The organism is Massilia atriviolacea, from assembly GCF_003953935.1.
Lineage (GTDB): Bacteria > Pseudomonadota > Gammaproteobacteria > Burkholderiales > Burkholderiaceae_D > Telluria_A > Telluria_A atriviolacea.
Genome location: NZ_RXLQ01000004.1, coordinates 491,620 through 511,539 on the forward strand (window position 1 = coordinate 491,620; position 19,920 = coordinate 511,539).

Sequence of the window (19,920 nt, forward strand, 5' to 3'; positions counted from 1 at the left end):
CCATGAAAACCATCCCGACAGCGCGCCGCCTGGCCGCCCTGCTGATCCTGGCAAGCAGCCTGTGCCACGCCCACGCAAACCCGCCAGCGGACGATGCCGCGCCGGCGGCCTGGCTCGACGGCGCGCCCGTGCACGCGCTGACCTTGCGCGCCCTGCGGCACCAGGCGCTCGACCAGCCAGGCCGCCCATCGGCCGAGGCGGTGCTGGCCGACATCGTGGCCGACCGCCTGCAGGCGCGCTGGTCGCGCAGCCGCTTCAGCGCGGCCCAGCTGTATCCCGCCAGCACGGTCGGCTTCGCCCCGAGCGTGATGGTCGACGAACGCCTGGTCGGCCTGCTGCGCAGCATGCACGCGAGCGAACTGGACGCGGCCGTGCGCGCCCTGCCCGGCGCCACCCTGGACGGCGCGATCGAGGCGGCGTATCCGCTGGCCGCAGGCACGCTCGAACGCCTGTTCGGCACGCCGGGCGCGCTGCGCCTTGGCTACGATATCGACGCCGCGCAAGCCGCGCTGGCCGCCGGCACCCCGCTGCTGCGCTATCGCCTGGGCGGCGCGGCGCCTGTCACCCTGAGCCTGCTGGACATCTACCGGCGCCAGAACGTGCAGGGCCGCATGGAGTTCTTCAACCGCAACCACGACTTCATCGTGCGCCAGGCACGGCTGCGCGTGGCCGGCCTGTTCGTGCTCGACTGGGCCACGCGCCGCTTCGGCGCGCCAGCCGTGGCCGACCTGCGCCAGGCGCTCGACGAGCAGGAAACGGTGCGCGGAGCGATGCGACTGTACGGCCTGGCCGACGGCGCCGAAGCGCACAGCCCGCTGCAAGCGGCGCTGGCGCGCCAGGTCACGCAGGCCGAGATCGGCGCCTTCTACCAGGCCCACAAGGAGCAGTTCCGGCGCACCGACAGGGTCAAGGCGCGCCACATCCGGGTCGGCAGCGAAGCGCTGGCGCAGCGCATCGTGGCCGAGCTGGCGGCCGGCAAGGACTTCGGCCTGCTGGCGCGGCGCCATTCGCTGGCCCCGAGCGCGCCGCGTGGCGGCGAACTGGGCTGGGTGATGCAGAGCGATGCGCCGGACTGGCTGGCGGCGCTGGCGCTGCAACAGCCGGCCGGCAAGGTTTCGAGTCCGTTCCGCGCGCCGGTCGGACCGGGCGCGCCGGCCACCTGGGACATTCTGCTGGTCGAGCAGCGGCGCGAGGGCTTCTATCCGCCCGGGTCGGAAACCGTGCGCTACATGGCGCGCAAAGCCATCGCCCATGAGCGCGCCCGCGCCGAATTCGCCGGCGCGCGCCAGGCCCTGGTGCGCGCCGCCAGGGCCTGGCCGACGCCCAAGGCAGCCGGCGCGGCGGGCGCGCCATGAAAGCGTTACTGCTGACCCTGGCCGGCGTGCTGGCGGCGGCCGGCGCGCTCTGGCTGGCATGGCCGCAAGCGCCGCACAGTCCCGCGCCCGCGCCCGTCAGCGCCAGTGCCAATGCCAGCGTGCCCCCGGCCGCCGCGCGCCCGTGGCTGGACGCCTGGCCCCCGGCCGGGCAGGCCGCGCGGGCCGCCGACGCGGCGGTACCGGCCGCGCGCAGCCTGGCGCAAACGCGCCTGCACGGCGACCCCGACGCCCCGCCGATCGCGCGCGACAGCGCCGTGCCCACGCGTCCGACGGCGGCGGAACTGGCCGACCCGGGCGCCTACCAGGCCTTCGAAGCGCGCCGGAACGCGCAGGTGCTGGCGGCCTACATCAAGGCGGTGGACGAGGAGCTGCCGCGCCTGCGCGAGGACATCGCGCGCGGGCGCGCCATGGGCATCGCCGCCGACAAGATCGCCAGGGCGGAGGACAAGGCGCGCGGGCTCGAAGCCATGCGCGCGCAACTGGTGAAAGATCATCCCGCGCTGGGGAGATGAACGCGACAGTACGCAGTCGCGCAATGCAGCAAGCCGGCCGGGCATCGCATCCGCGCTGCCCGCAATCACGACAAGAAAAAACGGAGACCCGATGAAGCACCTGTTCAAGCTCGCCCCTGTGGCGTTCGCCATGCTCGCCTGCATGCCCGCCAAGGCCTGGAATACCGAAACGCACCGCCGCATCGTGCTCGACGCCGTCGAGTTCATGAAGGCGCACCCGAACCAGACCCGCTACGCCAGCCTGGTCGCGGGCGTGACGCGGGCCGGCTATACGATGGAGCAGTTCGCCGCCGCCATCGGCCAGGGCGCGCACGATGTCGATTATTTCGAGGACACCTACCTCTGCGGCGCCACCACCGGCAACTGCCAGGGCGCGCCGCTGTGGGGACTCGGTTCCGGGCTGGCGCGCTACACCTCGTTCTGGCACTTCCAGAACCACACGGCCGGCGCCGACGTGCACGGCAACGACTTCGGCGGCTACCACTACGCCAAACTCGGCAATCCGGGCGACATCGACAGGCTGGCCGCCACCTGGCTGGTGGGCGATTACCTGGACGACGGCGCCGGCGGGCTGGGCGGCTGGTTCGGCGACACCAGCAAGTACAACAGCTTCGGCGTCACCGAAGCGCGCTACCGCCAGGGCGGCTATTCGACGGCCAGCATGTACCAGGATTACGAAAAGATGCCGTTCCAGCCGATCGACAACCTGGCGCAGCACTTCTGGAGCCGCTTCCTGCAGGCGCCGTCGGCGCAGTCGCTCGGCTTCGTCCTGCACGCGACCGACCTGCTGCAGCCGCACCACACCTTCAATGTGCTCGGACACAACCATTCCGGTTGGGAAAGCTGGATCGAGGATTACTACGATACCGAAAAGCTCAACGATGGAGCGCTGGTGCTGGCGGCGCTGAACGACTTCACGCCGCTGGCCGCCACGGCGACCGACATCCGGCCGCTGCTCACGCAGGGCGGCACCTACTCCTATAAATATGGCGGGGCGGTCATGTCGTCGACCGATCACGCGCTGCGGCGCGGCGTGGCCAAAAAAATGGTGCCGCACGCCATTGCCATGGTGGTGCGCGTGCTGGACCGGGCGGCCGTGCGGCTGGGCCAGTAACAGCAGAGCCCGTGTCCACCCCGGTGTCAGGTCTGACAAACGGACACGGGCCCGGCCGTCAGGGCGCGCTGTCGTTCAGGCGCGAGTGGCGGATGCTGTAGGCGAAGTAGGTCAGCACCGCCACGCACATCCAGATCGCGAACACGGTAAACGTGGTCTTCGACAAATCCTTCATGATGTACAGACAGGCGGCCACGCTCAGGCCCGGCACCACGTACGGGCCGAACGGCACGCGGAAGCCCTTGGTCGCCGACTCGCCCATTTTCTTGCGCATCACCGGAACCGCGATCGAGACCACGATGAAGGCCGTGAGCGTACCCATGCTGACCATGTCCCACAGGTAGGTCGAGTCGACGAAGCCGGCCACCAGCCCCACCACCAGGCACACGATCACGGTATTGCTGACCGGCGACTGGGTGCGCGGGCTGACTTTCTGGAACGTCTGCGGAATCAGGCCATCCTTGCTGATCGCGTACAGGATCCGGGTCTGGCCGTAGATCGTCACCAGGGTCACGCTGAACACCGAAATGACGGCGCCGGCCGACAGCACCAGGGCCGGCCAGGCCTGGCCCGTGACGTTTTGCAGGATCACCGCGAGGCCCGCTTCCTGGCCGGCGAACATCCTGGCCGGCTGGGCGCCGAGCGCGGCCACCGCCACCAGCATGTAGAACACGGTGACGATGCCGAGCGCCGACAGGATGCCGATCGGCACGTTGCGGGTCGGGTTGCGCACTTCTTCGCCGGCGGTGGCGACCGTGTCCAGGCCAATAAACGAGAAGAACACCGTGCCCGCCGCCGCCGTCACGCCGGCCATGTTGGCGAAGCCCTTGCTGTTGTCGGTGTTGAAGAAGGGCGTGAAGTTGTTGATGTCGAAGCCGGAAAACGCGATCACGATGAAAAACACCAGGATCGCCAGCTTGACCAGCACCATGATGGCGTTGGTGGTGGCCGATTCCTTGGTGCCGCGGATCAGCAGCAAGCCGCACATGATCACCAGCAGAATCGGCGGCAGGTTGATGTGCCCGGCGCGGATTTCCATCCCATGCTCGCCGGAGACGAACATCGGCGTTCGCAGTATCTCGGGAATCTGCCAGCCGATCGCATTGGTGAGGAAGTTATTCAGGTAGGCCGACCAGCCGATCGCGGTGGCGCTGGCCGCCAGCCCATATTCGAGCAGCAGGCAGGCGGCCATGATGAAGGCGGCAAATTCGCCCACGGTGGCGTAGGCGAAGGAGTAGGACGAGCCGGAGGCCGGAATGCGGAACGACAGTTCGGCGTAGCACAGCGCGGTCAGGCCGGCGGTCAGCGCGGCCAGCAGGAAGGACAGCACGACCGAGGGCCCGGCCTTGGGCACCGCCTCGACCATGGTGAAAAAGATGCCGGTGCCGATGGTGGCGCCGACGCCGATCATGGTCAGCGGGAACAATCCCATGCTGCGCGCCAGGCCGGTTCCTGCATGCCCGGGTTGGGGGTCTGTTTTGCCGACGGCAGGTTTGATGCGGAACAGCTTCTGGCCCAGAGTTTGATTCACGGATTCGTCCCTTTTTGTCGCGCTAGATGAATGGCAGCAGCGATTATAGGGGCTATTCCCATTTACTTATACACATCTTTTGCGCGCGAAAAACGCGGCTTGCCGGACCGGCAAGACCCCTGCCTCGGCACGTTCGCAACGTTTCCCGCCTTGTCCGATTTTTAAAGATGCATTTTCTATGCATATTTGCTAGAATGAATTCGTTCTCATCCGGAGTGGCGCATGCACCTGACCCGTTTTACCGATATTGGCTTGCGCGTCCTGATCTACCTGGCGCGCGCCGGCGAGCGCCGCGTCCCGGTCACGGTGGCCGAAGTGGCAGCCCAGTTCGAGCTGCCGGTCAACCATCTGGTCAAGGTGGTGGGCCACCTGGCGCGCGCCGGCTGGGTCTGCGCGACCCGGGGGCGCAACGGCGGCCTGCGCCTGGCCGCCGATGCCGCCACCCTCTCGATCGGGACGGTGCTGCGCGAGCTCGAAGGCGACAACGAACTGGTCGACTGCGAAGGCACAGGCTGCCGCCTGAGCGGCGACTGCCAGCTGCGCGCCGCCCTGAGGACCGGCATGGAAGCGTTTTACGGGGCCATGGACCAGGTCACCCTGGCCCATATCACCCAAGGCAACACGGGCGAGAAGATCGTGCGCATGCACAGGATGTTCCTCGACCAGGGCGGCGGCACGGCTGCCTGAGCACCGCGATTGGCACGGGCGCGTCGACACGCGCCTTTTTTACGACGTTAAAGTTGCATTTTACATGCAAGATATTGAAAGGATTGTATGATTTCTGCCGTTTCCCGCCCCTACATCGACGCCAGCGTTCCGGTCCTGCGCGCGCACGGCGTGGCCATCACCACCACGTTTTACCGCAATATGTTCGCCGAGCATCCGGAGCTGACCATGCTGTTCAATATGGGCAACCAGGCCAACGGCGCCCAGCAACAGTCGCTCGCCTCGGCCGTGTTCGCCTACGCCGCCAACATCGGCGACCCGGGCGCGCTGGCGCCGGTGATCGAACGCATCGTCCACAAGCATGTGTCGGTGGGGATTCGCGAAGAGCACTACCCCATCGTCGGCCGCCACCTGCTCGGCGCCATCGCCAGCACCCTGGGCGAGGCCGCCACGGCGCCGCTGATGGCGGCCTGGGACGAGGCCTACCGCTCGCTGGCCGCGCTGTTCATCGAGGCCGAGCGCGCTCTGTACGCCGGGGCCGGCATCGCCCAGGGCCAGCGCCGCGCCCTGCGCGTGACCGAGGTGACGCAGGAAAGCGCGGACGTGGTGTCGATCCGCCTGGCGGCCATGGACGGCGCGCCGCTGGCGTCCGGCAAGCCCGGCCAGTACCTGAGCGTGCAGGTCGATTTTGCCGACGGCCGGCGCCAGATCCGCCAGTACAGCCTGTCCGACACGACCCAGCCCGACAGCCTGCGCATCTCGGTCAAGCGCGAGCCGGCCGGCGCCGCCACCCCGGCGGGGGAAGTGTCGAACTGGATTCACGACCAGGTGCGGGTGGGCAGCGTGCTGCAGGTCTCGCCGCCGTTCGGCGATTTTGCGCCAGATACCGAGTCCGGGGAAGCGCTGGTGCTGATCTCGGCCGGAGTCGGCATCACGCCGATGATCGCGGCCCTCAAGCGCATCGCCCAAGTCCATCCGGAACGGCGCGTGATCTTCGCCCACGCCGCCCGCGACGCGCAGCACCATGCGCACCGGGCCGACCTGGCCGCCGCGCGTGCGCGCATGCCGCATCTGCAGGTGGCCACCTTCTACGAGCAAGTGAGCGCTCACGACGAGGCGGTGCTGGGCGGGCGCATGGAGGTCTCGCGCATGCCGTCCTGGCCGCGCTCCGAGGCCGAGGTGTATATGTGCGGGCCGCTGCCCTTCATGCAGGCGCAATGGCTGGCGCTGCTCGGCGCCGGCGTGCCGGTCGCGCGCCTGCACCGCGAGGTGTTCGGTCCGGACATGCTGGACCATCTGCTGTAGGCGGCCTGGCAGGCAGGCCGCCGCCTTACGCCGCCGGCCCGAACAGGTCCTTGTACTGGCGCGGCTGCGAGCGCCAGTACTGGGGCGGCGCGTCGACCCTGGCGCCCAGCTGCGCCGCCGCATGCCACGGCCAGCGCGGATCGAACAGCATGGCGCGCGCCAGCGCCACCACGTCGGCGTCGCCGCGCGCGACGATGTCTTCGGCCTGCCGCGCCTCGGTGATCAGGCCCACGCCGATGGTCGGCATGCCGGTCGCCTCGCGGATGCGGGAGGCGAAGCCGATCTGGTAGGACGGCCCCAGCGCAATCTGCTGGGCCGGCGAAATGCCGCCGCTCGAGACATGAATGAAGTCGGCGCCGGCGGCGCTCAGTTCCTGCGAAAAACGCACGCTCTGCTCGATGTCCCAGCCGCCCTCGACCCAGTCGGTGGCCGAGATGCGCACTCCCACGGCCATGCTGGCCGGCACCGCCTCGCGCACCGCCGCGAACACCTCCAGCGGATAGCGCATGCGGTTCTCCAGCGACCCGCCGTACTGGTCCTCGCGCCGGTTCGACAGCGGCGACAGGAACTGGTGCAGCAGGTAGCCGTGCGCGGCGTGCAGTTCGATCGCGTCCAGCCCCAGCGCATGGCTGCGCACGGCGGCCGCCACGAAGGCGTCGCGGATGCGCGCCAGGCCGTCGTCGTCGAGCGCCAGCGGCACCGTGTCGCCTTCCGCATGCGGCAGCGCCGACGGCGCCACGGTCTGCCAGCCGCCCTCGCCGACGGCGATGTTGGCGCCGCCTTCCCACGGCACCATGGAAGACGCCTTGCGCCCCGCGTGCGCAAGCTGGATCGCCAGGCGGATCGGCGCGTGGCGGCGCATGGCGGCCACGATCGGCGCCAGTGCGGCGGCATGGCCGTCCGACCAGATACCGAGATCTTTGGGAGAAATGCGTCCTTCGGGCGAGACGGCGCTCGCCTCCAGGAACAGGATGGCCGCCCCGGACAAGGCCAGGTGGCCCAGGTGGATCATGTGCCAGTCGCCGGCCATGCCTTCATCGGCGCAATACTGGCACATCGGCGCGATGGCGATGCGGTTGGCCAGCGTGAGCGGCCCCATGCTGAAAGGTGTGAACAAGGTACTCATGGCAGGCCCTGTAACGCGTGTAAAAAACGGTACGGGGCATGCCGCCGGCATCCCGGCTACTGCGTCCGCACCACCATCAATCCGGCGCGCAGACCGACGCGCACATCCGGGTTCGGGAATACTACCAGTTCCTCCGGATGCTTGACGGCGTACACGATGTCGCCATCGGTGGCGATGACCTGCCCTTGCCTGAGCGCGGTGAAGTTCTGGGTGCTGCGGTCGAAGGCCATCTTGAAGCCGTCGCTGTGCTTGATGATTTCCTGCGCCACCGCGAACACATGCGACGCCACCTTGGGCCCGGCCGGACTGGCGCCGCGCAGCAGGTCGTCGAGCGCGCTGCCGACGTCCGCGAACAGGCTCAGGTCGTTCTGGCCCAGGGTGCCGACCCGGCCCAGTTCCACGGTGCTTGCCGCCGCCCCGTGATGCTCGGCCGAATAGTAGCTGTACGTTCCCGCCGACTGCGGATTCATGACGATGGCGCCGATGGCCGCCTGGCCGAGCCAGGCGATCAGCGCGCATTTGCCTTCTTCCGCAATCAGCTCCGGCACGATGGCAAAGGTCGGATACACCGACGGCCGGATCGCCGTGTGCAGGTCGAGATGCCAGCGGTCCGGCCCGGCGCCCTCGAAGAAGTCCACGGTGGCGGCGATCATGGTGTCGGCGCGCGCCGCTTCCGCCGCGCCGGCCAGGCTACCGCGCACCGGACGGAACATCCGGTTCAGGTCCGCATCGATGAAGCGCTTGCCGGCGGAAATCGCGTCGATATTGCCGACGCAGACCATCAGGTCCACCGCCAGCGCGTCCGGGTCCTGCGACAGCGCGTCGAGCACGTAGGCCAGCACTTCGATCGGCCCGGTCTCGTCGCCATGCACGCCGACCGAGACGATCACGCTGGCGCAGGCGGGCGCCTGGCCGGACTTGATCGTCACGATGCCGGGCGCCGGCTGCGCCACCGCAAAACCGGCATCAAGGAAGCGCTTGGCCAGCACCGTGAAGTCGGCGCCGGCCAGCGCCCGCACGGCGGCGGGAAGCGCTTGCGCGCCCCCGTTTGCCGTTGGTGGAACGTAGGCGGTCATTTACGCCGCCACCGGCGCCGTGTTGGTCGCCTCGGACAAGGCCCATACGTCCAGCATCGCCTGTTCCAGGTCGGTGGCCGGCGCATAGCCCGACAAGCCCATGCCGTTGGTGACCACTTCCACCGCTTCCAGGGTGTCGCCGCCGTTGCCGGAACGGGCCAGCACTTGCTGCAGCAGGCGTTGCTGGGTGCGGCGCAAGGCTTGCATCGCATAGTTGCGCAGCTGTTCCTGCGATTTGCTGTGCGGCGCCAGCTTGAGGCCACGCTCCAGGGTATCGATGCCGGCCTGGCCGCGCAGCGCCATCCCCACCTGCAGGAATTGCGCCAGGCTCATGCCCGCAGGACGGTTGACCGACACCGCCGCGAACAGGAAGGTGGCCACCGCTTCGATCGCGTCGACCGCTTTCCAGGCTTGCGTGAACGAGGCAGGCAGGGAGACGAAAGCGTCGGCGTCGGCCGTTGCCGGCATCAGCTGCTTGAGCATCTCCGGCTGCGAGAACAGGCGCGAGAGTTCTTCCATGCCGCCCGCGCGCTGGTGCTCGCCCGGTACCGACAGCACGCCTTCGACGATCGCCTTGAACAGCACGCGGGTGCGCGCATCGACCTTGATCGACACGGCGCGCGGCACCTTGAGTGCATCGGCGTCGAGCGCGGCGAAGATCGGCGCCAGGTGCAGCGCGGACCACGACTGGCCCCAGGCCTTGACCACCTCGGTCTCGTCGACCTGGTGGGCGGTGGCGAGGTCGCGGATCATCAGCGGACCGCAGCGGTTGACCGACTCGTTGGCCAGCACGGTCGCCAGGATGGCGTTGGCCAGCGGATGCGCCAGCGCATTGCGGGTGGCGACCAGTTGCGCCGGGAAGTAAGGCTTGAGCACCGACTCGGCCCAGCTTTCGTCCGTCAGCGGCAGTGCGGACAGCAGGCGCTTGAAGCGGTTCTTGACGTTGGCGATCACCACCGCCAGTTCCGGTGCGGTCAGGCCCGCGCCCAGCGCCTTGCGGCGCTGCAGTTCGGCGTCGGTGGGCAGCTGTTCCAGTTCGCGCGAGAGCGCGCCTTCCGCCTCCAGGCTGGCGATCAGCGCGGCGTAGCCGTCGACCACTGCCGGATCGGCCTGGGCCTGCACTTCGCGCACCAGCAGGTGGGTTTGCAGGGTATTGTCGCGCAGGACCAGGTCTTCGATGTCGAGGGTCATCTCGTTGAGGATGCGGTTGCGGTCCGCTTCAGGCAGTTCGCCGGCATTGACTTCGGTGTCGAGCCAGATCTTGACGTTCACTTCATGGTCCGAGCAATCCACGCCGGCCGAGTTGTCGATCGCATCGGTGAAGATGCGGCCGCCGGCCAGGGCGAATTCGATGCGGCCGTTCTGGGTCGCGCCCAGGTTGCCGCCTTCGGAGACGACCTTGCAGCGCAGCTGGTTGCCGTCGACGCGGATATTGTCGTTGGCGCGGTCCTTGACCTGCGCGTGGGTTTCGGTCGAGGCCTTGATGTAGGTACCGATACCGCCGTTGTAGAACAGGTCCACCGGCGCCATCAGGATGCGGTGCATCAGTTCTTCAGGCGGCAGCACGGTCTCGGCGATGTCGAGCGCGGCGCGCACTTGCGGCGACAGCTCGATCGAACGGGCGCTGCGCGGGAACACGCCGCCGCCAGCCGAGATCAGGTCCTTGTTGTAGTCGTCCCACGACGAGCGTGGCAGCGCGAACATGCGTGCGCGCTCGGCGTACGAGGTGACGACGTCCGGGGTCGGGTCGAGGAAAATGTGGCGGTGGTCGAACGCGGCCAGCACTTTGAGCTGGCGCGACAGCAGCACGCCGTTGCCGAACACGTCGCCCGACATGTCGCCCACGCCGACCATGGTGATCGGGGTGGTGTTCATGTCGTGGTCCATCTCGTAGAAGTGGCGCTTGACCGCTTCGAACGCGCCCTTGGCGGTGATGCCCATTTTCTTGTGGTCGTAACCGTTCGAGCCGCCCGAGGCAAAGGCGTCGCCCAGCCAGAAGCCGCGCTTGACGGCGATGCTGTTGGCGATGTCCGAGAACGTCGCGGTGCCCTTGTCGGCGGCCACCACCAGGTACGGATCGTCCTGGTCGTAGCGCACGGTGTCGCTTGGGGGCACGATGGCGCCGCGCACGCGGTTGTCGGTCACTTCCAGCAGGCTGGAAATGAACAGGCGGTAGACTGCTTCGCCTTCGGCGGCGATGGTTTCGCGCACGGCGTCCTTCGGCATCTGCTTGCAGACGAAACCGCCCTTGGAACCGGCCGGCACGATGACCGCGTTCTTGACCATCTGCGCCTTGACCAGGCCCAGCACTTCGGTGCGGTAGTCTTCCATGCGGTCCGACCAGCGCAAGCCGCCACGGGCCACAGGGCCGCCGCGCAGGTGCACGCCTTCGAAGCGGCGCGAGAACACGTAGATCTCGCGGTACGGACGCGGTTCCGGTACCAGCGCCAGGCTGCTGGTGTCGAACTTGAAGATGATCTTGTCGCCTTGCTGCCCGTTCTGGAAGTAGTTGGTGCGCACGGTGGCCAGGATCAGGTCGACCAGGGCGGCGACGATTTCCTCGGTGTCGGCGTGGTTGACGGTCGCCAGGCGCGTCTTGATGGCGGCGATGCGCTCGGCCGCGGCCAGGCGCTGCTCTTCCGGCACCGACGGATCGAAACGCTGGACGAAACCTTCGACCAGTTCCTTGACCAGCGCGGGCTGGCGGCGCAGGGTGTCGGCCATGTAGCGCACCGAGAATTTGCTGCCGGTCTGGCGCCAGTAGCTGATGTAGGCGCGGATCAGCTGCACTTCGCGCATGCGCAAGCCGCCTTCGATCACCAGGCCGTTCATGCGGCCGTCTTCGGCTTCGTTGTTGAACAGCGAGGCAAACAGTTCCTGCGCCACGGTCACGACGTTCGGCTTGGCCAGCTTGGCCGCGCTGTCGGCGTCGACCGCCAGGCTGGTGACGAAATGGCGGCTGCCGTCGGCGACCGCGATGGCGTAGGTCTGTTCGCGGTCGATGGCGACGCCGGCGTTATGCAGCGCCGGCAGGATGCGCGACAGCGACGGCACGCCGTCCACCGAGTACAGGCGGATGGTGGCGCTGCCGGCATCGTCCAGCTCCACGCGCACCGACACGCGGCCGGCGTGGCCGTTGTGCAGGATGGCGTTCAGGTCGCGGAAGGCCACCGCCGGCGCGGTGGCGCTGACGTAGTTGACCGGCAGGGTCGAGCACAGCTTGCGCAGGGTGCTACGGGTCGGCACGTCGAACACATTGTCGGTCAGGGCGGCGAACTTGTCGTGCCAGCCGTCGAGCACCGACAGGAGCGGCTGCTGGATATCGGTTTCGAGGTCGAGCGGATTGCGCGCGGCGTGGGCGATCAGGTACACGCGGGCCAGCGGGCCGTCGGCCACCAGAGTTTGCGAGCGCACCTCGGTCGCGCCCGAGCTTTCTTTCAGGGCGTGGGCCAGGCTGGCGGCCACGCTGGCGCTGTAACGCTCGCGCGGCATGTAGACCAGCACGTTCAGGTGGCGCGCGTAGACGTCGCGCCGCGCAAACACCTTGGCGCGCGGCTGCTTGTACAGCGACACGACCGAGCTGCATACCTGCGACAGCCATTCCGGATCGGCTTCCAGCGCTTCGGTGCGCGGCAGCGATTCGAGGATTTCGAGGAATTTCTCGGCGCGGAAGCCTTCCTGGCGCACGCCGGCCAGGCTCAGGACCTTGGCCACGCGGCCGCGCGCGAACGGCAGGCGCGCCAGCGGGGTGGAAGTGGCGGCGCGGGTGAACAGGCCCACAAAACAGTGCTCGCCACGGATATTGCCCTGTGCGTCGGTGTCGCGCACGCCGATGAAGTCGAGCGGCTGGTCGCGGTGCAGGGTGCCTTCGACGTCGGCCTTGACGATCGACAGCGCGTCAGGGCGCTTGGACAGGGTATCGAAGTCGCCCGGGATATTCGCCAGGCAGGTGCCGTAGACCGGATGCGCGGTATCCTGCAGCACGCCGATGCGGCTCGGGATGTCGCGTTCGAGTTCGCGCTCGCCGGCCTTGACGACGTAGTAGGCGTAGCCGAACGGCTCGAAGCCTTCGTTCTTGGCCCATTCCAGGAAAGCGGCCACTTCCTGGCCGTCGGTGCCGTTGGCGGCGGCGGCCGCAGCGACGGCGGTCAGGCGGTCGCCCATGGCGACCGAGTCGCGCCGCACCACGGCGGCGTCGCGCGCCACCATCTGCAGCTTGGCGACCAGCGCGGCCAGTTCGTCGGCGCCCAGGTCTTCGGCCAGCAGGCACAGGACCACGGATTCGAGCGGTGCGCCGGCTTCGCCGACAGCGACCGCATTGCCGCTGGCGTCGCGGCGTACGGCCAGCACGGCGTTCATCACGCCGTTGACCGCCACGCGCTGCTTGCGCATCGCCATGACGATGGAGTCGACCAGGTAAGGCATGTCATCGTTGATGACCAGCAGGGCGGTCGCTTGCGCGCCGCGGCCGTCGGAGTAGCGCAGCTGCGCGATCTGGCAGCCGGCGGCGGTGCGCTGCGCTGCTTGCGTAAAGCCGTCGCGCAGGACCGGCGCCAGGCTATCCGGCGACGTGCCCGCGAGGTCTTCGTCGTCGAGCGAACCGAGCCAGGCGCCGATCAGCGCCGTTACCTGGCCGCCGTCGGCAGGCTGGCTCGCATTGATCAGGTCCAGCGTCTGTTTACGCAAATCTTGTGGCATCTGTTTCATCTTTGCTTCTCCGTTGCTTTTGGTTGTATTCCATCGTTCCGGCGCCAGCTTGTGACGGCGCTTTCGCGATTTGCAGAAAGGCGGGTTTACCCGCCCAAATTGGGTGCACCGTCCGGCTGGCGGTATTCTACGTCAGGTCGTACAGGCCGGGCAGTCCCAGGATGCGGCTCAATTCCTCCAGCGCTGCGCTGCATTCCAGCGCCAGTTGGGGATCGGCCAGGTCTTTCGGTTCGAGGTGGTCGCGGTAGTATTTACCGACCCAGGCCACCAGGGTGTCGTACAGGGCGTCGGTCATGATCACGCCCTGGTGCATGGCCGCGACTTCCGCGTCGGTGAGCGCCACGCGCAGGCGCAGGCAGGCAGGCCCGCCGCCGTTGCGCATGCTCTGGCGCAGGTCGAAGTGAATCAGCTCGTCGACCGGGCCGCCGCTGGCGACCAGTTCTTCGAGGTAGCGCGCCACGGCGCGGTTTTCCTGGCATTCCTGCGGAATCACCAGCGCCATCGCGCCATCGGGCTTGGTGAGCAGCTGGCTGTTGAACAGGTAGCTGGCCACGGCGTCGCCCACCGAGACCACGCGGGTATCGACGCGGATCGCGGCCAGCTCGGTTTCCACGCCGGCCAGCGCATTTCTCAATTGATTGAGCACCGCGCCTTCGTCGTGAAAGGCCTGCTCGTGATAGAACAGCACATTGCCGTTCCCGACCGCGATGACGTCGTTGTGGAACACGCCCTGGTCGATCACGTCCGGATTTTGCGAGGCGAACACGGTGCGTGCCGCGTCCAGGCCGTGCAGGCGCGCGATGGCTTGCGACGCTTCCAGGCTCTGGCGCGCCGGGTACTTTTTCGGCGCCGGCGCGGACGGATCGAATTCGACCCGGCCGTAGGTAAACAACTCGACGCCCTTGCCGCCATGGGTGGCGCAAAAACGCGTGTGGTTGGCCGCGCCCTCGTCGCCGAAGGCCGACGTCGGCGGCAGCGCCTCGTGCACCGCGAAATGGCGCTCGTCGGCGAACAGCGCGCGCAGGGTGCGGGTCGACTGCAGGTGCTCTTCCGAGCGGTGCAGCTTGTTGTTCAGGTTGGCGGCGGTGAAGTGCGCGCGGCCGTCGAAGGTATCGGCCGACGGGCTGACCGTGGCCGCGTTGGCGGTCCACATGGGCGAGGCCGAATAGGCGCACGCCAGGATGACGGGCGACTCGCGGTAGGCGCGCGCCAGCACCTCGGCGTCGGTCCCGGTAAACCCGATGCGGCGCAGCAGGCGGAAGTTGGGACGCGCCTGCGGCGGCATGACCGCCTGCGCGAAGCCGCGCGCGGCCAGCTCGCGCATCTTGGCCAGGCCCTGCAGGGCCGCCTCGCGCGGGTTCGACGCGCTCTTCACATTGCTGAACGAGGCGACGTTGCCGAACGAGAGGCCGGCGTAATTGTGGCTCGGCCCGACCAGGCCGTCGAAGTTGAATTCGCGTGCGCTCATGGCAGGTCCTGGAAAGTCAGGCCGGGCGACAGCTTGGCCGGCAGTTCAAGTTCGCTCGTTTCGATCGACGCGACCGGATAGGCGCAGTAGTCGGCCGCGTAGTAGGCGCTCGGGCGATGATTGCCCGACTTGCCCACGCCGCCGAACGGCGCGCTGCTGGCCGCGCCCGTGGTCGGGCGGTTCCAGTTGACGATGCCGGCGCGCGCCTGCACCGAGAACTGCTTCCACAGCGCTTCGTCGTTCGACAGCAGCGCGGCGGCCAGGCCGAATTCGGTGGCGTTGGCGACCTTGACGGCGCTGGCGAAGTCCTTGACGCGGATGATCTGCAGCAGGGGACCGAACCACTCTTCGTCCGGAATACCGCTGGCGCCGGTGACGTCGACGATGCCGGCCGTGACGAAACCGGCGTTCGGATCGAGCTGCTTCATTTGCAGCAGCACGGTGCCGCCCCTGGCGGCCATGTCGGCCTGCGCCTGCACCAGGCGCGCGGCGACGGCGCTCGACACCACGGGACCCATGAACGGTTGCGGTTCGGCGTCGGAGGCGCCCACGGCAAGCCGGGATGCCACCTCGACCAGGCGCTTGACGAAGGCCTCGCCGGCCGGGCTGTCCTGCACCACCAGGCGGCGCGCGCAGGTGCAGCGCTGGCCGGCCGAGATGAAGGCGGACATGACGGCGTGGTGCACGGCGGCGTCGACATCCTTGACGTCCCACACCACCAGCGGATTGTTGCCGCCCATTTCCAGCGCCAGCATCTTGCCCGGCTGGCCGCCGAACTGCTTGTGCAGTGCGACGCCGGTCTGGCAGGAGCCGGTAAACAGCACGCCGTCCAGGCCCGCATCCTGGCCCAGGGCGACACCGGTATTGCGCCCGCCGTTGACCAGGTTGATCACGCCGTCCGGCAAGCCCGCCTGCTGCCACAGCCGCACGGTCTTGATGGCGGTGCGCGGCGCGTATTCGCTCGGCTTGAACACCACCGTGTTACCGGCGATCAGGGCCGGGACGATATGCCCGTTGGGCAGGTGGCCGGGGAAGTTGTACGGTCCGAACACGCCGAACACGCCGTGCGGGCGATGGCGCAGCACGGCATTGCCGTCGGCGACCCTGGCGGCGACTTCACCGGTGCGCGCGCCGTAGGCCTGCACCGAGATATCGACCTTGTTAGCCATGGTGGTCACCTCGGTGCGGGCTTCCCACAGCGGTTTGCCGACTTCCTCGGAAATGGTGCGCGCCAGCTCCTCGGCATTGGCCTTGAGCAGGTCGCGGAAACGCACGCAGACGGCGATGCGCTCGTCGAGCGGGGTCGAGGCCCAGGCGTCGAAAGCGGCGCGCGCGGCCTGCACGGCCTGCGCCACGTCGGCGGCGGTCGATTCGCGGCTGGTCCAGGTTTGCTTGCCGGTGGACGGATCGGTGGTGACCAGTTCGGCGCCGCTGCCGGCGCGCCATTCGCCGCCGATGAAGTTACTGGCAGCGTTGCTTAATACATTGCTCGATTCAGACATGGACATTTTTCCTTACATTGAGTGACAGCGTGCGAACCGTGTCGCCGCCTTGGCAATGCAGCAGCGCCTGTTCGTCCGGGGTCAGGGCCAGCTTGCCCGAGACCGGATTGGCGTGTGCGACGATCATGCGAAAATCACTGAGCACGGTGTTCGACACCAGCAGCGGCTCGGTCTCAAGCGGGGTGGCCGCTTCGTCGACAATGGCCACCGCGCTGTCGCGCATGGCGCGCAGTTCCGACACGCGCGCCTGCAGCACCGGACCGGCATCGAAAATATCGACATAGCCTTCGAAGTGCATGCCTTCCTGCTCCAGCAGGCGGCGCGCCGGCGCGGTCGACAGGTGCACCTTGCCGATGACTTCCTGCGCATCTTCCGGCAGGTAGGCCACGTACAGCGGCTGGCGCGGCATCAGTTCGGCGATGAAGGACTTCTTGCCCATCGCGGTCAGGTGGTCGACGTGGTTGAAATCCATCTTGAAGAAGTGGCGCCCCAGGCCTTCGTAGAAGGGCGAGCTGCCATCCTCGGCCTGGTAGCCGCGCATCTCGGCGATCAGCTTGGCCGTGAACAGCTGCGGGAACTGGGCGATGAACAGGAAGCGGCTTTTCGAGAGCCACTTGCCGTTGTTCCCGCTGCGGTAATCCGGATGCAGGAACAGCGAGCACAGTTCGGTGGCGCCGGTCAGGTCGTTCGACAGGTACAGGGTGTCCATGCGGGTGAACACCTCGAGCTCGCGGCTCGAATGCACCAGGGTGCCGATGCGGTAGTTATAGAACGGCTCGTCCAGGCCCACCGCGCCCTTGATCGCGCACACGCCGGCCAGGCGGCCGCTGGTGGTGTCTTCCATGACGAACATGTAGTCGCGCTGCTCGGGCGGGATGGTCTCGGCGAACGAGGCCACCGCCACCGAGATGCGGTCGCCCAGCATCTTGCGGTCCGGTTTCAGGGTCGTCATGCCGCTCCCGACCTGGTGCGCCAGTTCGATCAGGGCATCCAGATCGGACGCGTGAATTGCGCGTACAACTAGCATAGGGTTCTCTTTCAGATTCTGACGCAAATGACGTTATCGCCCGGGGCCACCATCAGCGCATCCTGCGCGTCCTGCGGCAGGAACACGCTGTCGCCGCCCTCGGCGGAGGGGCACGAGACGGTGATGGCGCGGAAGTTGCGCTCATTGCTGGCGGCGACCGCGTAGGTCACCGGCAGCTCGGACGACATGCCCGCATCGAGCGGCGCCACGCGGCGCAGCATCGAACCGGCAAAGGTGCGCAGCGCGTTCTTGTGGGCTTGCAGGATCGGGCCGCCGTCGAAGATGTCGATGTAGTCGTCGGCCTCGAAGCCTTCTTCGGTGAGCAGGCTGAAGGCGAGTTCGCCGTCGCCGTGGATCTGGCCCATGGCCGCCTGGGCGTCGCCCGGCAGCAGCGGCACGTAGACCGGATAGTGCGGCATCAGCTCGACGATCAGGGTGCGGTTGCGGGCGCCGCCGATGACCCGTTCGGCCTCCAGGAAATCCATCTTGAAGAACTTGCGGCCCAGCGCTTCCCAGAACGGCGACTGGCCGTTCTTGTCGGTCACGCCGGCCAGCGGCACGAAGAAGCGGTCGCCGAAGCGGTGCGGCGCGAGCACCGCGAACAGCAGGCGCGCGCGCGACAGCAGGGCCGCTTCCAGGCCGGCGCTGCCGCGATTGCTCACGTAAAAACCGGACAGCTGGGAATACGCGGTCAGCTCCGAGCAGAGCGTCAGCGCATGCACGCTGTGGCTGATATTGAGGTCGCGCGAGACCTGCTGGATCACGTCGTTACGGAATGAAAAATAGGTGCCGTTGGAACCGGCCGACGCGAAGATGGCGGCGGTGCCGACGATGGCGCGGGTGGCCTGCTGTTCGAGCACGAAGAGATAGGACTCCTCGCTGGGGATGTCGACATGGGCGGCGAACGAGGCGATCGAACGCTCGACCGAGGCGGCGATTTTTTCTCGCGTCCTGGGCAAGGTATGCACGCCCGGCATCGTCACTGCTGCCAACGTTTCGAGGGCGTCGATATCCGACAGTTCAACCGGACGGACAACAAACATGGGTTTTCCCTTTATAGGCAAAGCGTGCCGTGGCCGGCCGCGGCGTGTGCCGGGCCGGCCGTGTGCTGATTACTTGGCGGGAGCCGCGTTGAGCATGCCGTCGACGGCGGCGCGCAGGATGCGGTCGGCTTCGTCGATCTGCGCGTCGGTGACGATCAGCGCGGGTGCGAAGCGCACCACGTCGGTGCCGGCGATGAGCAGCATCAGGCCGAGCGCTTCGGCGGCCTTGGTGATGTCTTTGGCGCGGCCCTTGAAGGCTTCCGCGACCGGCAGGCCGATCAGGAGGCCGCTGCCGCGCACTTCGCCGAACACTTGCGGGTAGTCGGCGGCGAGCTTGCGCAGCTTGGCGAAGATCTTGTCCGACGCTTCCTTGACGCGCGCCAGGAAGGCCGGCTGGTTGATCGTTTCGAGCACGTTGAGCGCGACGGTGGCCGCCAGCGGGTTGCCGCCGTAGGTGGTGCCGTGCGAGCCGACGCCGAAATGGGCCGCGATCTCGTTGGTGGTCAGCATGGCGCCGATCGGGTAGCCGTTGCCGAGGGCCTTGGCGCTGGTCAGGATGTCCGGCGTGACGCCCTTGTCCATGTAGGCGTACAGGGCGCCGGTGCGGCCCACGCCCGATTGGACTTCGTCGAAAATGAGCAGCGCGCCGGTCTGGTCGCACAGCTCGCGCAGCGCTTTCAGGTAGGCCGGGTCGCCCGGAATGACGCCGCCTTCGCCCTGGATCGGCTCGACGATCACTGCGCACACATCGTCGCCGATGGCGGCGCGCGCCGCGTCGATGTCGTTGTAAGGGATGTGGTTGATCTCTTGCGGCAGCGGCTCGAAGCCTTCGGTGTATTTCGGCTGGCCGCCGACCGACACGGTAAACAGGGTACGGCCGTGGAAGGACGACAGGCAGGAGATGATGCGCGACTTGTGCGGGCCGAATTTGGTGTGGGCGTACTTACGCGCCAGCTTGAGGGCGCCTTCGTTGGCTTCCGCGCCGGAGTTGCAGAAGAACGCGCGGTCGGCGAAGGTCGCTTCGGTCAGGGCCAGGGCCAGGCGCAGGACGGGCTCGTTGGTGTAGCCGTTGCCGAGGTGCCAGACATTGTTGAGCTGGGCGGTCAGGGCGGCGACCAGGGCCGGGTTGCAATGGCCGAGGCTGGACACGGCGATGCCGGAAGTGAAATCGAGGTAATGCTTGCCGTTCTGGTCCCACAGGTCGAGGCCGGAGGCACGCACGGGCACCATGGCGGCGGGCGCGTAGGTAGGGACGAGGACGTCGTCGAAGGTTTGTCTGGTCACCGGCCGCGTGGTTGCACCCGTTTCAAGCTTTGCGTTCATGGCATTCCTCATCCAATGTTAGTGGGCGTCCCGGAGCGAAACCGCTGGGCACGTCGGACCATTATAAGAACAGCAGCCCCAAACATCTTTTGAATACGCGACAAGCATTTTCATTTTTGCTCGCCACCAAAACTTGCAAAACCC

Annotated in this window: 14 protein-coding genes; 5 read left to right on the top strand and 9 right to left on the bottom strand. The window is 67.6% G+C overall.

Features of this window, described 5'->3' with window-relative positions:
• Positions 1-2 precede the first annotated feature (2 nt).
• The 3 genes from EJB06_RS10255 to EJB06_RS10265 all read left to right on the top strand — a co-directional run bounded on the left by EJB06_RS10255 (position 3) and on the right by EJB06_RS10265 (position 3,002).
• A complete protein-coding gene (locus EJB06_RS10255) occupies positions 3-1,355 on the top strand; it encodes a peptidylprolyl isomerase (RefSeq protein ID WP_126073897.1) in 1,353 nt (450 codons plus the stop codon).
• On the top strand, positions 1,352-1,888 hold the full coding sequence (locus tag EJB06_RS10260) for a hypothetical protein (protein WP_126073898.1): 537 nt from the start codon (positions 1,352-1,354) through the stop codon (positions 1,886-1,888). Before EJB06_RS10255 ends, EJB06_RS10260 begins: the two co-directional genes overlap by 4 nt.
• A 91-nt stretch (positions 1,889-1,979) precedes the next feature.
• The gene (locus tag EJB06_RS10265) at positions 1,980-3,002 is read left to right on the top strand and encodes a phospholipase C/P1 nuclease family protein (protein WP_126073899.1); all 1,023 of its coding nucleotides are present in this window, start codon (positions 1,980-1,982) and stop codon (positions 3,000-3,002) included.
• Between the two features lie 58 nt (positions 3,003-3,060).
• On the opposite strand, the gene EJB06_RS10270 is transcribed toward EJB06_RS10265, so the two are convergent.
• Positions 3,061-4,533 (bottom strand): APC family permease, encoded by a 1,473-nt coding sequence (locus EJB06_RS10270; protein ID WP_126073900.1) that lies wholly within the window; start codon positions 4,531-4,533, stop codon positions 3,061-3,063.
• Between the two features lie 222 nt (positions 4,534-4,755).
• Here EJB06_RS10270 and EJB06_RS10275 point away from each other — a divergent pair, with 222 nt between their 5' ends.
• The gene (locus EJB06_RS10275) at positions 4,756-5,220 is read left to right on the top strand and encodes an RrF2 family transcriptional regulator (protein ID WP_126073901.1); all 465 of its coding nucleotides are present in this window, start codon (positions 4,756-4,758) and stop codon (positions 5,218-5,220) included.
• An 87-nt stretch (positions 5,221-5,307) separates the two neighbouring features.
• The gene (locus tag EJB06_RS10280; protein ID WP_126073902.1) at positions 5,308-6,504 is read left to right on the top strand and encodes a globin domain-containing protein; all 1,197 of its coding nucleotides are present in this window, start codon (positions 5,308-5,310) and stop codon (positions 6,502-6,504) included.
• A 25-nt stretch (positions 6,505-6,529) separates the two neighbouring features.
• On the opposite strand, the gene EJB06_RS10285 is transcribed toward EJB06_RS10280, so the two are convergent.
• The 8 genes from EJB06_RS10285 to astC form a co-directional block, all read right to left on the bottom strand.
• The gene (locus EJB06_RS10285) at positions 6,530-7,630 is read right to left on the bottom strand and encodes an NADH:flavin oxidoreductase/NADH oxidase (RefSeq protein ID WP_126073903.1); all 1,101 of its coding nucleotides are present in this window, start codon (positions 7,628-7,630) and stop codon (positions 6,530-6,532) included.
• Between the two features lie 56 nt (positions 7,631-7,686).
• A complete protein-coding gene (locus tag EJB06_RS10290) occupies positions 7,687-8,706 on the bottom strand; it encodes a succinylglutamate desuccinylase (RefSeq protein WP_126073904.1) in 1,020 nt (339 codons plus the stop codon).
• On the bottom strand, positions 8,707-13,413 hold the full coding sequence (locus EJB06_RS10295; RefSeq protein ID WP_126073905.1) for an NAD-glutamate dehydrogenase domain-containing protein: 4,707 nt from the start codon (positions 13,411-13,413) through the stop codon (positions 8,707-8,709).
• A gap of 127 nt (positions 13,414-13,540) precedes the next feature.
• The gene (gene astB / locus EJB06_RS10300; RefSeq protein ID WP_126073906.1) at positions 13,541-14,881 is read right to left on the bottom strand and encodes an N-succinylarginine dihydrolase; all 1,341 of its coding nucleotides are present in this window, start codon (positions 14,879-14,881) and stop codon (positions 13,541-13,543) included.
• Positions 14,878-16,389: a succinylglutamate-semialdehyde dehydrogenase gene (astD, locus tag EJB06_RS10305; RefSeq protein WP_126073907.1), complete on the bottom strand. Its 1,512-nt coding sequence runs from the start codon at positions 16,387-16,389 to the stop codon at positions 14,878-14,880. The genes astB and astD overlap by 4 nt, the downstream gene beginning before the upstream one ends.
• Positions 16,376-17,410, bottom strand: coding sequence for an arginine N-succinyltransferase (gene astA / locus EJB06_RS10310; protein WP_126073908.1), 1,035 nt, complete (start codon positions 17,408-17,410; stop codon positions 16,376-16,378). Before astA ends, astD begins: the two co-directional genes overlap by 14 nt.
• 11 nt (positions 17,411-17,421) lie before the next feature.
• Positions 17,422-18,453 (bottom strand): arginine N-succinyltransferase, encoded by a 1,032-nt coding sequence (locus EJB06_RS10315; protein WP_126073909.1) that lies wholly within the window; start codon positions 18,451-18,453, stop codon positions 17,422-17,424.
• Between the two features lie 69 nt (positions 18,454-18,522).
• Complete coding sequence (astC, locus tag EJB06_RS10320; protein WP_126073910.1) at positions 18,523-19,776, bottom strand: acetylornithine/succinylornithine family transaminase; 1,254 nt, start codon at positions 19,774-19,776, stop codon at positions 18,523-18,525.
• Between the last annotated feature and the right edge of the window lie 144 nt (positions 19,777-19,920).

What these genes read in the sequence shown, in the direction of transcription:
- EJB06_RS10255 (WP_126073897.1), top strand. Translation starts at nt 3, where the DNA reads ATGAAAACCATCCCGACAGCGCGCCGCCTGGCCGCCCTGCTGATCCTG.
- EJB06_RS10260 (WP_126073898.1), top strand. Translation starts at nt 1,352, where the DNA reads ATGAAAGCGTTACTGCTGACCCTGGCCGGCGTGCTGGCGGCGGCCGGC.
- EJB06_RS10265 (WP_126073899.1), top strand. Translation starts at nt 1,980, where the DNA reads ATGAAGCACCTGTTCAAGCTCGCCCCTGTGGCGTTCGCCATGCTCGCC.
- astB (WP_126073906.1), bottom strand. Translation starts at nt 14,881, where the DNA reads ATGAGCGCACGCGAATTCAACTTCGACGGCCTGGTCGGGCCGAGCCAC.
- EJB06_RS10275 (WP_126073901.1), top strand. Translation starts at nt 4,756, where the DNA reads ATGCACCTGACCCGTTTTACCGATATTGGCTTGCGCGTCCTGATCTAC.
- EJB06_RS10315 (WP_126073909.1), bottom strand. Translation starts at nt 18,453, where the DNA reads ATGTTTGTTGTCCGTCCGGTTGAACTGTCGGATATCGACGCCCTCGAA.
- astC (WP_126073910.1), bottom strand. Translation starts at nt 19,776, where the DNA reads ATGAACGCAAAGCTTGAAACGGGTGCAACCACGCGGCCGGTGACCAGA.
- astD (WP_126073907.1), bottom strand. Translation starts at nt 16,389, where the DNA reads ATGTCCATGTCTGAATCGAGCAATGTATTAAGCAACGCTGCCAGTAAC.
- EJB06_RS10280 (WP_126073902.1), top strand. Translation starts at nt 5,308, where the DNA reads ATGATTTCTGCCGTTTCCCGCCCCTACATCGACGCCAGCGTTCCGGTC.
- EJB06_RS10295 (WP_126073905.1), bottom strand. Translation starts at nt 13,413, where the DNA reads ATGAAACAGATGCCACAAGATTTGCGTAAACAGACGCTGGACCTGATC.
- EJB06_RS10290 (WP_126073904.1), bottom strand. Translation starts at nt 8,706, where the DNA reads ATGACCGCCTACGTTCCACCAACGGCAAACGGGGGCGCGCAAGCGCTT.
- EJB06_RS10285 (WP_126073903.1), bottom strand. Translation starts at nt 7,630, where the DNA reads ATGAGTACCTTGTTCACACCTTTCAGCATGGGGCCGCTCACGCTGGCC.
- astA (WP_126073908.1), bottom strand. Translation starts at nt 17,410, where the DNA reads ATGCTAGTTGTACGCGCAATTCACGCGTCCGATCTGGATGCCCTGATC.